Origin of the sequence: Actinomyces sp. Z5 (assembly GCF_003287795.1) — a bacterium.
In the GTDB taxonomy this organism is placed as follows: domain Bacteria; phylum Actinomycetota; class Actinomycetes; order Actinomycetales; family Actinomycetaceae; genus Actinomyces; species Actinomyces glycerinitolerans.
This window is the reverse complement of the sequence record NZ_QMIN01000115.1, coordinates 77,361-89,456: the sequence shown is the minus strand read 5'-3', so window position 1 is coordinate 89,456 and position 12,096 is coordinate 77,361. Positions and strand designations below refer to the sequence as shown.

The 12,096-nt window shown below is 63.0% G+C and carries 10 protein-coding genes; 9 read left to right on the top strand and 1 reads right to left on the bottom strand.

Going from position 1 to position 12,096, the window contains the following annotated elements; translation table 11 throughout:
- A partial coding sequence (gene tkt / locus DRB06_RS15675) for a transketolase (protein WP_111820451.1) occupies positions 1-1,899 on the bottom strand: 1,899 nt, incomplete at its 3' end.
- Between the two features lie 423 nt (positions 1,900-2,322).
- Between tkt and DRB06_RS15670 the strand changes: the two genes are divergently transcribed.
- From DRB06_RS15670 to DRB06_RS15630, 9 genes are all read left to right on the top strand, one after another.
- Positions 2,323-3,357 (top strand): autoinducer 2 ABC transporter substrate-binding protein, encoded by a 1,035-nt coding sequence (locus tag DRB06_RS15670; protein WP_258522303.1) that lies wholly within the window; start codon positions 2,323-2,325, stop codon positions 3,355-3,357.
- Between the two features lie 94 nt (positions 3,358-3,451).
- A complete protein-coding gene (locus DRB06_RS15665; RefSeq protein ID WP_111820449.1) occupies positions 3,452-4,969 on the top strand; it encodes a sugar ABC transporter ATP-binding protein in 1,518 nt (505 codons plus the stop codon).
- A 65-nt stretch (positions 4,970-5,034) separates the two neighbouring features.
- Positions 5,035-5,982 carry an ABC transporter permease gene (locus tag DRB06_RS15660; protein ID WP_234416049.1) on the top strand — a complete coding sequence of 316 codons (948 nt, stop codon included), beginning with the start codon at positions 5,035-5,037 and terminating at the stop codon, positions 5,980-5,982.
- Positions 5,979-7,043 carry an ABC transporter permease gene (locus DRB06_RS15655; RefSeq protein ID WP_073329958.1) on the top strand — a complete coding sequence of 355 codons (1,065 nt, stop codon included), beginning with the start codon at positions 5,979-5,981 and terminating at the stop codon, positions 7,041-7,043. Before DRB06_RS15660 ends, DRB06_RS15655 begins: the two co-directional genes overlap by 4 nt.
- A gap of 15 nt (positions 7,044-7,058) precedes the next feature.
- Entirely contained in the window at positions 7,059-8,066 is a 1,008-nt protein-coding gene (locus DRB06_RS15650) for a LacI family DNA-binding transcriptional regulator (protein ID WP_309300338.1), read from the top strand.
- Between the two features lie 55 nt (positions 8,067-8,121).
- Entirely contained in the window at positions 8,122-9,078 is a 957-nt protein-coding gene (locus DRB06_RS15645) for a sugar phosphate isomerase/epimerase (RefSeq protein WP_073329948.1), read from the top strand.
- Positions 9,079-9,899: 821 nt separating this feature from the next.
- Complete coding sequence (locus tag DRB06_RS15640) at positions 9,900-10,382, top strand: PTS sugar transporter subunit IIA (protein WP_199912550.1); 483 nt, start codon at positions 9,900-9,902, stop codon at positions 10,380-10,382.
- A gap of 49 nt (positions 10,383-10,431) precedes the next feature.
- Entirely contained in the window at positions 10,432-10,725 is a 294-nt protein-coding gene (locus DRB06_RS15635) for a PTS sugar transporter subunit IIB (protein ID WP_073329936.1), read from the top strand.
- 1 nt (position 10,726) lies between these two features.
- The coding region (locus tag DRB06_RS15630; RefSeq protein ID WP_111820448.1) for a PTS galactitol transporter subunit IIC at positions 10,727-12,096 on the top strand (1,370 nt) is incomplete at its 3' end.

Below are 12,096 nucleotides of genomic sequence, written 5' to 3'. Positions count from 1 at the left end.
CGTCTCGGGCAGCACCGAGGCCCGGTAGGCCTCGTCCTGCTGGGCGAACCACTCCAGGCAGGGGGCGGAGACCACGCGGGTGGGCGTGCCCTCGGCCTGCAGCACCTCGCGGGCGTCCATGGCGACGCCCACCTCGGAGCCGGTGGCGATCAGGATCGCCGCGGGGGCGACCTCGGCGCCGGCGGCGTCGGTGGCCTCGGCCAGCACGTAGGCGCCACGGCCGACGCCGGCGCGGGCGGTCTCGGCGTCGGCGTGCACGGTCAGGTTCTGCCGAGACAGCACGATTCCGGCCGGGCCCTCCGGGCGGCGCAGGATCTCCGCCCAGGCGGCTGCCGTCTCATTGGCGTCGGCGGGACGGACGACGGCGAGTCCGGGGATGGCGCGCAGCGCGGCCAGGTGCTCGATCGGCTGGTGGGTGGGGCCGTCCTCGCCCACGCCGATGGAGTCGTGCGTCCAGACGAAGATGGAGCCCAGGCCCATCAGCGCCGCCAGGCGCACGGCGGGACGCATGTAGTCGGAGAACACCATGAAGGTGCCGCCGTACGGGCGGGTCAGGCGGTCCAGGGCGATGCCGTTGAGGATCCCGCCCATGGCGTGTTCACGGATGCCGAAGTGCAGCGTGCGCCCGTAAGGGCCGTCGCCGTCGGCCTGGGCCAGGTCGGCGGGCAGGAAGGAGGGCTCACCGGCCATGGTGGTGTTGTTCGAGCCGGCCAGGTCGGCCGACCCGCCCCACAGCTCCGGGGCGACCGGCGCCAGGGCCGTCAGTGTCTTGCCGGAAGCGGCGCGGGTGGCCAGGGCCTCCCCGACCTCCCACACCGGCAGTGCGGCGTCCAGACCCTCATCCAGCTTGCCGGCGCGCAGGCGCTCCAACAGGGCGGCCTGCTCGGGGGAGTTCTGCTGCCAGGCGGCCAGGCGGGCGTCCCAGTCGGCGCGGGCGGCCGCGGCGCGCTCGGCGGCGTGCGAGCGGGTGAAGGCGACGACGTCGTCGGGCAGCTGGAAGGTAGCCTGCGGGTCCAGGCCCAGGGCGGTCTTCAGCCCGGCCAGCTCCTCGGCGCCGAGCTTGGCGCCGTGGGAGGACTCCGACCCTTGCTTGGTGGGGGAGGGCCAGGCGATGATCGTGTGCAGGCGGATCATGGTGGGCCGCTTGGTCTCGGCGCGGGCGGTCACCAGCGCCTCGTGCAGGGCCTGCAGGTCCTCGTGGTAGGTGCCGCCGGCCTTCCAATCGACGTCGAGCACCTGCCAGCCGTAGGCCTCGAAACGGGCGGAGGGATCTTCGGTGAAGGAGATGTCGGTGTCGCCCTCGATGGAGATGTCGTTGTCGTCGTAGATGGCGATCAGGTTGCCCAGCTGCAGGGTGCCGGCCAGGGAGGCGGCCTCGGAGGCGACGCCCTCCTGCATGCAGCCGTCGCCCATGATCGTGTAGACGAAGTGGTCGAACAGGGAGGTGCCGTCGGCGGCATCGGGCTCGAACAGGCCGTGCTCGCGGCGGGCCGCCATGGCCAGTCCGACGGCGTTGGAGAAGCCTGCGCCCAGCGGACCGGTGGTGGTCTCGATGCCGGGGGTGTGCCCGTACTCGGGGTGTCCGGGCAGGCCGGCGGAGGAGCGGAAGTGGGTGAACCCCTCCACCGGGATGTCGTAGCCGGTCAGGAACAGCTGGCAGTACTGCAACAGGGAGGCATGCCCGGCGGACAGGACGAAGCGGTCGCGGCCGAGCCAGTTCGGGTCGGACGGGTCGTGGCGCAGTTCGTGCTGGTAGAGCAGGTGGGCCACGGGTGCCAGTGAGATCGCAGTGCCGGGGTGACCGGAGCCCGCCGCCTCCACGGCGTCGGCGGCCAGCGCCTTGGCGACGTTGATGGCCTTGAGGTCGAGGTCGGTGAGCGCGAGGGGCTCGGTGGTCATGGACTAACTCCTTTGTCGGTTGTCTGTGCGACAGGCGCTGTGGTTGGTTTTCGCCCGGCCGGTGGTGTGTCCGCCGGAGTCGCTAAACGCATCATCCCCGTTGGCGGGGCGGGCTAGCAAGACGTGCTGCTGCACATCGGTGCAGGTGCCGTCCCTGGAGTCGCCGCTCGTGCTGCGCCGATTTGCGGCATGAGCGCGGGAGGTTGCTCCTGAACGGCGGCCGTAGGATCCGCACCAGTTGAATGTATCACGATCAGACAAACGTCGCCGGGGCGATGCTCGCGAAGTGACCTGTTGACACGTCCGTGTCTCCTGGTGCACACTGGATCACGCCACACTTTTGAACCGGTCCAAAGAGGGATCGGTGCAGCCAGTCGCATGCTCATCGGGGAGCTTGTGGGAACGTGGCGATGGAGGACAGATATGAAACATCGTCTAGGTATGGCAGCGGCGGCAGGCGCCACATGCCTCGCGCTGGCAGTCGCAGGTTGCGCCGGCGGTAACGGCGGAGGCTCGTCGAGCGGAGCCGGCGGCGGCACAGCCGACGGAACATCGGTTTCCGTTGCATTCGTGCCTAAGATCCAAGGTATTCCCTTCTTCGAGGCCATGAATACCGGCGGCGCCGACGCCGCCGAGGAATTCGGCTTCAACTGGGTCTATTCAGGACCGAACACGGCTGATCCCGCCGCGCAGAGCGAAGTTGTTCGTTCTTTGATGCAGCAGAAGGTGGACGCGCTGCTGATTGCGCCCAACGACCCCGACTCCATGGCGCCCTTGATCACCGAGGCCCAAGACCAAGGAATAAAGGTCGGAACGGCGGACACGGACGCCTCGTCGTCTTCGCGCGAAGTATTCGTGACTCAAGCCACGGAGGAGGCTATTGGCACGGCACTGCTGGAACAAATGGCGGAGCCGATTGACGGAGAGGGGCAGATCGCGATCGTGTCGTGCGGCCAGACCGCGGCCAACCTCAACGCGTGGATCGAGGTGTTCAAGGACAAGGCCGCCACCGACTATCCAGACATGGAGATTGTCGACACCGTCTATGCCGATGAGGACCAAGCGAAGGCCGTCACCATGGCCAAGAACCTTATCAACGCATATCCGGAACTCAAGGGACTGGTCGGGGTCTGTACAACGTCCGCACCCGGGGTTGCGCAGGCAGTACAGGAGTCTGGCAAGACGGGTGAGATCGCCACGGTTGGCGTTGGAACGCCGCAGGCCATGCTGCCGTACCTAGAGGACGGTTCGGCAAGCTCATCGGTGCTGTGGGACGTTGAGAACCTCGGATATCTGACGGCATGGGCCGGCTGGAAGCTGGCACAGGGCGAGTCCTTCGAAGCAACTCAGGACGTGGGCAGGATTCCCGGCGTGACGTACGACGAGGCGTCGCAGACACTGGTCATGGGAGAACCTTTGATTCTGACCGAGGAGAACGCGGGGGACTACGACTACTGACTCGCTTCGTGAACCATGGTGTGCGCGGTCGCCACGGTCGCGCACACCATGGGGAGCATGGGGGGCGAATATGCCGAAGACTGGAAGTGAAGACATGCCTTCCGAAGAGCAAATTCTGGAGGTTCGGGGAGTCGACAAGCGTTACGGCGGCGTTCATGCGCTTCGGAACGTCAACTGGTCTGTTCGTGCCGGCGAGGTACACGGACTGGTTGGTGAGAACGGAGCGGGGAAGTCTACCCTGATAAAAATGATCAGCGGGGCCGAGACCCCGGACCGGGGCGCCGTGCTAATACATGGGCAACCGATCGTTCTAGGGGATACGCAGTCCGCGCTCGCCGCAGGAGTGTCGCCGGTGTATCAGGAGCCAGAGCTGTTTGCCGACCTGTCCGTGGCCGAAAACATATTCCTAGGCCGCGAGGAGACCCGTATGGGCCGGGTCGACTGGACGAGTCAGCAAAAGACAGTCGAAAGGCTACTGAGTCGCCTGAAGCTGGACCCCGAAATCATGCACAGTCGGGTTGGAGATCTTCCCGTAGGGGAGCAGCAGTTGGTATCCATAGCGAAGGCATTCGCAGTGGACGTCCGCCTGCTCATCCTGGATGAGCCGTCGGCCATCCTAACGAATACGGAGATCGAGCGCCTATTCGATATTATCAGGGGCCTGCGCGACGAAGGCATAGGCGTGATATATATATCGCACAGATTGGACGAGTTGGGGCGCATCACCGATAGGATCACCGTAATGCGTGACGGTTCCGTCATTGGGACTTACGCCACCGAGGAGATGTCTCCGGCCAAGATCGCGCAGGCCATGGTGGGCGACAAGTTCGAGATCGCCGATCGTTCAGACAGGCGCAGTGCCGCGACCGACGACGTCGTGCTAGAAGTCTCATCCCTCGCGCAGGGAAAACGGCTCGACAATGTCAGCCTTCAGCTGCATCGAGGCGAAATCGTCGGTGTGTACGGCCTCATTGGTTCGGGCACGACGGAGCTTGCGCGCGTTCTCTTCGGTGTTACTCCCCCCGACGGCGGCGATATCAGGGTCAAAGGCGAACTGGTGCGGATACGTTCACCACGGAGTGCCATGCGACTGGGCCTGGCCATGCTCCCCGGAAACCGGAAACTGCAGGGCGTGTTTCAGCCCAAGAGCCTCGCCTTCAATGTCTCCGCCAGTCACCTGCCGTTCTTCTCCCGTCTGGGCATATTCGATGACCGACACGAGCGGAGAACGACGGGCGATCTGATTCGCAGGTTGGGTATTAAGGCGCCGGGTCCCTCGACTCCGGTAGGCGCATTGTCCGGCGGTAATCAGCAGAAGGTCGTTATGGGGCGTCAACTGGTAGAGGTGCCCGACATCCTGCTGGCCGAGGAGCCCACTCAGGGCGTGGATGTAGGCGCAAAGTCTGAAATACACCAGTTGATCCTGGATCACGCGGCTGAAGGGCATTCGGCAATAGTGTTCTCAACCGATTTGGACGAGATCCGTTTCCTGGCGGACCGGATCCTCGTTATGAGACATGGTGAGATATCGGCCGAGTTGAATGGCGACGTGTCTGCAGTCACCTTGCTGAGCGCCGCATCGGGAGAGCTTGAGAGCGAGGGCGCGAGATGAGTCCGTCAGCAACTGGTCGGAGTGTTGGTGCGGCACGATGGCCCAGGCGCCGGGGACGCCGGCCTTTGATCGAGGGCCAGGAAATGGTTCTCGTCGTCGTGATTGCGCTGCTGTGGCTGGTCATGGGTGTGACGACGCCGACCTTCGTCGAGCCGTCCAGCGTATTTGCGATCTTCTACACGGTCGCGCCGATTGCTCTCATAGGCATCGCTATGACGCCGATCATGTGTGCCGCCGGTATCGACGTGTCGGTTGGATCCGGCCTCGCGGTAGTGATGGTGGTGGTATCAAAGCTCATACGTGACTTCGATATCAATGCTCCTGTCGCGATTGCGGTGGCGCTGCTGGTCGGCAGCGCGTTGGGCGTCGTCAATGCCACTCTCATAGCGTTCGGACGAGTTCCGGCGATGGTGTGCACGTTCGGCACGCTGAACGTTTTTCGCTATGTAGCGCTGCAGGTGTTCGGTGAAACTCAGGTCGCCGGCGTCCCGGGCACTCTCGGCTTTTTGGGCGGGAGTATCTCGCGTGCACGCTTTCTGGGGTTGCCCAACGCGATGTGGCTTGCGATCGTACTGACCGCGATCGTATGGGTGTACATGAGACACTGGGCGACTGGCCGCCACATATACGCGATTGGCAATGACGCCGACGCCGCTCGGCTTGCAGGCGTTAAGGTCAGGCGTCGCATATTCATGTTGTACGTGTTCTGCGGCGCCATGGTAGGGCTGGCTGCTGTCGTGTCGGTCGGCAGCGGAGGTCTTATCCAGCAGAATGTCGGTATCGGGATGGAGATGTCGGTGATCGCGGCGTGCGTTATCGGCGGAACTTCCGTCATCGGGGGACGCGGAACGGTACTGGGAACATTGTTGGGCGCCGTATTGGTCGGAAGTGTTCAGGCGGCGGTCATTCACCTTCACCTGCCGACTGAGATTACGCAACTATTTGTCGGCATCATCATACTAATCGCGGTGGGCGTGGATCTACTGCGTCAGGCGAGGAGGGCCAGGTCATGACAGTGCCTGCTACGGACGGTGTATTCGAGGAACGCGAGTCTGTGCCTGCACGAGTTCTGCGCGTTCTCCTGACGGAGAGGACCGCGGCGCTCGCGCTGCTCACGGTCCTGCTGGTCATCATGTTCTCGGCGCTGGGAAGAGGGGGCTATCTATTCGCAGACTTCGACGCCGCCTATATGGCGTCGTCCCTACAATCGCTGGTTCCCGTCGCGCTTCTGGCGCTGGCCGAGATGTTCGTCATTATCTCCGGGTACTCGGGCATCGATCTTTCGGTTGGTGCTATCGTGTCATTGGCCGGAATGCTCTTCGGCCACTTGATACAGAATGTGGGAGTCCCGCTCGTGCCGGCGGTAGTATGCACGGTAGTCGCGGGCGGTCTGTTGGGAGCAGTCAATGGCGTGCTCGTAGGGTATCTCAAATTCCCCCCGCTTATTGCCACTCTGGCGACGCAATACGCTTACGCCTCAATCGCCATGGTGGTCTCAGGGTCTGCACCGATCTCCGGCGACAAGATCACGGCGGCAAACGGTGTTCTCACCGGACGCGTCGCGTTGTTCGGCCTCATGATCCCGACGCAGGTACTCACGATACTGGTTCCAAGCGTGCTTATTTCATGGCTGCTGCTGGACCGCATGACGTGGGGGCGGTCTCTCTTGGCCGTTGGAACCAACGCGACGGCGGCGCGCTATGCGGCTCAGAATGTGCGCGCAATTCGAGGTTCGTCCTATATGGTATCGGGCCTGCTGTGTGGCCTTGCCGCGGTAGTCAATGTCGCTCAGTACGCCTCGGCGAGGCCGGATGCGGGTACCGCGGGTAACGGCATGGCGCTGACCGCCATTACGATAGCGGCGCTCGGCGGTGTGTTGATCCAGGGGGGATTCGGCAGAGTGAGCGGCGTCGTCATGGCGGCGGTGCTGATCACGTGGCTGAACGCAGGACTGCTAATTTCGATGGAGGGTTCCGCCGGGTCGAGGTCCCAACTGCTCGCCCTCGGCGCCGTACTTATTTGTTCCATCCTGGTGAATAGTTACGCGGCGCGCCGGTATCAACTACGGAGCTGATCAGAGTTGGGCACGGTGCGTGGCGGAAGGCTGAAGATCCGGGAGGTGGCGAGGCTCGCGGGCGTCTCGGTCGGTACGGTCTCAAACGTGATCAACCACCCGGAGCGGGTTTCGGATGGATTGCGCAGGCGTGTGGAGAGTGTATTGGAGGAGAGCGGTTTCAGCCCAGATCCTACGGCCCGCGCACTCAGCCTGGGACGCTCGTCCATGATCGGTGTGGTCTTCTTCGATATTTCCAACCCGTTCTTCGCCGAGGCTGCCCATCAATTGAGTCGTTTGTTCGAGAATCTTGGCTGTTCCATGGTGCTGGCGGAAACCGATCAGGTCGCGGAGATTGAGAGCCGGGTACTTCGCAACATGGAACGGGTCGGCGTCGACGCCGTGATCGTGTGCTCCACCGGCGCCTGCTGGGATGACTTGTCTCGGCTACGTGACCGCGGTGTTCCAGTGGTGTTGATGGCGCAGCGTAGCGAGCGCCCGGGCTTCCCGTCGGTCGGCATCAACGATTACGACGGCATGCGGAAGGTGGCAGGTCACCTTTGGGGGCGCGGCCTGCGCAGGTTCAGCTTCGTGAACGAGCCGGTACAGGCGACTCAGCACAAGGACCGCTGGCGCGGCTTCTCGGACGAGATTGTGGCTCGCGGCATGCGTGTGGAGGACGTCGATGTTCAGTGGGCCTCCGGTCCCACCTGGGATGGCGGCTACGAGGTTGCGCGGCACGTCATGTCTCGTCCGAGCGCGTTGTGGCCGGATGCTTTCGTTTGTCTTAATGACCACCTCGCCATGGGTGTTTCAAAGGCTGTCACGGATGCCGGCCTGACGGTTGGTCGCGACGTATGTGTGTCCGGTTTCGACGACGTGCCGTATGCGTCTGTGCTGGGTGTCCCGCTCACCACGATACGACAGCCGATTGCGGGCATTTGCGAGTACATTGCTCGGGAGATAGGTGACTTCTTGAATGGGGAGGGGGCGGTGTCGGGCCGCACTTTCGATGCGGAGCTCATCGTGCGGCAGTCAGCGTAGTGGTCGATTCAGGTTTCATGTGTGGTGTTTTTCGATCGAGTTAGGAGTTGTGTAGATGTTGTCGGAGCAGAATGTTGACCGCTGGAAGCGCGAGCTTGTCGAGCAGTATCTCGCGGCGAAGCGGGCGGACCCCGAACGGTTCGAGCCCAGGCTGAATTTGTCGTGGTCGAACTGGGGATTCGGGCTGGAGGAGCTCGAGCGTTCCGCCGAGAGACTGGCGTCCAATGGCGTTACGTACATCGAGCTTCACGGAAATCATTATGGACCTTCTCTGGGGTATGAGGTCGAAGAGACTCGTGCGGTTCTCCGTCAGTACGGGCTGCAGACCTCAGGGGTCTGTGGCATGTTTTCGGATGACAATGACTTGTCTTCGAATCGCCCCGTTTGTCAGCAGGCCGCGCTCGATTATATTGAGCGGGAAGTTGAGTTCACGCATGCAATGGGTGGCTATTACTTGCTAGTGGTTCCGGCCTCCGTTGGGCGAGCCGACGCCTACGACGCGTATGAATTTGAACGCTCGGTGTTGGCTCTTAAACGAGTCGCGCACGTGTTCAGCGAGCAGGGGGTCAAGGCTGCGATCGAACCCATTCGGTCCGCGGAGACCTCGATCGTGCATACGGTCGCAGATGCTTTGGACTACATTGGCGCGGTTGATTCGCCTGGTGTCCAGTGCATCAATGGAGACGTGTATCACATGCAGGTGGAGGAGCAGTACATCCCGAAGGCGATACTCGAGGCGGGGGACAGGCTGGTCAACTTGCACCTTGCCGATTCGAATAGGCGTGCATTGGGTGACGGTTCGCTCGACCTGGATGCGGTCATTATGGCTGCGTATCTTGTTGGGGCGAACTCCGAGGGCAGGTTCATGACCCCTGAGCCCCTCGGTCCTGGTGCGGGGCCGTATCCCGCTCGCAATGGTGTGCCCGACGTTCCGGCGCTCGATCGACTCGTGCATGACACGGTGGGCTACTTCCGTGAGCGCGAGGACGCGGTTCGTTCGATGAGCGCCTGACACCGCGCTCCTTCGGAGGTCCGTCGACAATGGCGTCGGCGGACCTCCGTAGGAGCTTTTCCGCTTGGGGATACGGTTTCTGGGACCCGCGGGTGGCGTCCTGCTCGATCTGTTGGGGCGCTACAGGGCGCCATCGAGGAACGCGACATCCGCTTGGTGGCGTCCTGCTCGATCTGTTGGGGCGCTACAGGGGCGGAGGCGTGCATTCTGCTGCGGCGCGGGTACCTCCGCATCACCGGCCGTTGTATATGGCCGTGGCAGAGCGACGCACCCCGGTGCGCGGTCGTAGAGCGCCCGCGCTGCGACTTGGCGCCGTCGACGTGTCAACAACGCGGGCGGACGACGTCGACAACAATGAAGACGTTCTCATGTTCCAGGCGACGGCCCGGCCACTTCGGCTACGCCCTCATGCCCCGGATACGTCTTCTCGCGCCCGAGTGCCGGGCCGCGTCGCTGTCACGTCCTGAACCGCCACGACGCCGCCGACCTGCACCCGTGACCCGGGGATCGATACCCCGGAGACAGCGGAAGGCTGTCCTTCCCCGCATTCGCCGTCCCGACTGGCTTCGAATTGGCGGAACCGGGCTACGCCCACCTTGAGATGCTGAACAGATGTTCATTGTGTCCTGTGGAAGATGCCAGGGTAAAGGCCGAAGAATCGCTCGAATATGCGGCGTCGCAGGCTCCTCCCGGAGGGGTCGGTGGTTCATTTGGCGAACATATGTTCACGTGACTTCTGTTCGTTGGTGGGCTGCCGCGCTATTTTCCGGGGTGTCCGGACCGTGTCCGGGCTCTGGTACTCGATGACGAGACTCAAGGAGATGGCAGACATGCGGCTGGATCTGCTCAAACGCGACCTGGTTCGCCTCGACTGGGAGGTGAAGGACCAGGAGGACTTCTTCGACCGGATCTCGGCGGAGCTCCTGCGCGCGGGCTACATCAAGGATTCCTTCTGCGAGGCGCTGGCAGAGCGAGAACGCAAGTATCCGACGGCGCTCCCGACCTCGCCGGAGGCGGTTGCGATCCCCCACTCCGACGTCGAACACATCGTCAAGCCCTTCATCGCATCGGTGCGCCTGGCCAGGCCGATTGACTGGCGGGAGATGGGTAACGACGACGTCATCCATCCGGTGCGCTTCATATTCGTCCTCGGCTTCGTACAGGAGGACCGCCACGTGGAGGTACTGCAAATCATGCTGCAGGCCTTCCAGGACCCGGTCTTCATGGAACGGCTGAGCGAGGCACAGAGCCCGGACGAGTACTACCGGGTGCTTTCCGACATGTCAGGCCTCGAGGCCGCGTGAATCGGGCGTTCCCATACCCATACCCACCCATCCACAAGGAGAAGTCATCATGACTGCGAAAGTAATCGTCGCCTGCGGCAGTGGCGTCGCCACCTCCCAGACCGTGGCCAGCAAGGTCAACCGTCTGCTGAAGGAGGCGAGGGTCGACGCCGACGTCCAGGCCGTCGACCTCAAGTCCGTCGACCGCCACCTGACCGACGCCGCCGCCTACATCACCATCGTGCGGGAGAACAAGCCGCGCTCCGTGCCCGTCATCAACGGGATCGCGTTCCTCACCGGCATGGGGCAGGATCAGGAGCTGGCCAAGCTGATCGAGGCCATCAAGGCCTCCGGGAGCAACTGACATGCAAGTCCTTCAGAGCTCCGTCAACTTCCTGCTGTCGCTCGGGGCCGCCATCTTCGTCCCGATCATTATCATCATCGCCGGGCTGATCGTCCGGATGAAGATCAAGGACGCCGTCTCTGCGGGCATCACCCTGGGTGTGGCCTTCTCCGGCATGACCATGCTCATCAGTTACATGACCGAGGCCATCACGCCGGCCGCTCAGGCCATGTCGGACACGATCGGTGTGGATCTGCCCATCACCGACGGCGGGTGGACGACGATGTCCACGATTTCCTGGTCGTGGCCGTACGCCTTCCTCATGTTCCCACTGGTGATCGGCATCAACATTGTGCTGATCCTGTTCAAGCAGACCGAGACCTTCAACGCGGACCTGTGGAACGTGTGGGGCAAGATCTTCACCGCCGTCGCCGTCTACTACATCACGGGAATGGTGTGGCTGGCCTTCGTCATCGCGGCCATTCAGGTGGTCTTTGAGCTGAAAACGGCCGACTTCCACCAGCATCGGGTCGAAACCATGTCCGGTATCCCGGGGGTGACGATTACCCACCGCATGGTGTTCCTGGCTGCCCCGATGTACCCGATCGACTGGCTGCTGCGCAAGATCCCCGGACTCGACCGCTCGTTCAACGCCGCCGACCTGCGCGACAAGCTCGGTATTTTCGCCGAGAACCACGTCCTGGGGTTCATCCTCGGCATCCTGTTCGGCATTCTGGCCCGCTTCGACGTGGCCGCCATTTTGACGCTCGGCATTCAGGCCGCGACGGCGCTGACCCTGTTCCCGGTCATCTCCAAGTACTTCATGCAGGCACTCGAGCCGATCTCGAACGCCATCTCCGAGTACATGCAGAAGCGCTTCAACGACCGCCAGCTGTTCGTCGGACTCGACTGGCCCTTCCTCGGTGGCGCCAACGAAATCTGGATTGCCGTCATCTGGACCATCCCGGTGACCCTGGCATACGCGTTCTTCCTCCCCGGCAACGGCATCCTCCCCTTCGCCGGCATCATCAACATCTGCATCGCGGTGGCGGCCTACTTCGCCAGCAAGGGGAACATCATCCGGATGCTCATCCAGTGCACGATCTTCGCACCCGTGTTCCTGTGGGCGGGCACCGCCTTCGCCCCATTCATGACCGAGTTGGCCAACTCCACCAAGGCTGTGGAGCTGTCCGCCGGGCAGATGATCTCCAACTCCTCCATCGACGCGCCGATCTTCACTTATGCGCTGTCCCACCTCATGCAGTTCCTCGACGGGAACTTCATTCCGCTGCTCATCTTCGTGGTCTGGCTGATCTGCTTCGTCCTGTACTCGCGCAGTCTGATCAAGGAGCGCAACGAGGCGCGCGCGGCCGCCGCGGAGGCCGGGGCCGC

What these genes read in the sequence shown, in the direction of transcription:
- DRB06_RS15640 (WP_199912550.1), top strand. Translation starts at nt 9,900, where the DNA reads ATGGCAGACATGCGGCTGGATCTGCTCAAACGCGACCTGGTTCGCCTC.
- DRB06_RS15635 (WP_073329936.1), top strand. Translation starts at nt 10,432, where the DNA reads ATGACTGCGAAAGTAATCGTCGCCTGCGGCAGTGGCGTCGCCACCTCC.
- DRB06_RS15665 (WP_111820449.1), top strand. Translation starts at nt 3,452, where the DNA reads ATGCCTTCCGAAGAGCAAATTCTGGAGGTTCGGGGAGTCGACAAGCGT.
- DRB06_RS15670 (WP_258522303.1), top strand. Translation starts at nt 2,323, where the DNA reads ATGAAACATCGTCTAGGTATGGCAGCGGCGGCAGGCGCCACATGCCTC.
- DRB06_RS15645 (WP_073329948.1), top strand. Translation starts at nt 8,122, where the DNA reads ATGTTGTCGGAGCAGAATGTTGACCGCTGGAAGCGCGAGCTTGTCGAG.
- DRB06_RS15655 (WP_073329958.1), top strand. Translation starts at nt 5,979, where the DNA reads ATGACAGTGCCTGCTACGGACGGTGTATTCGAGGAACGCGAGTCTGTG.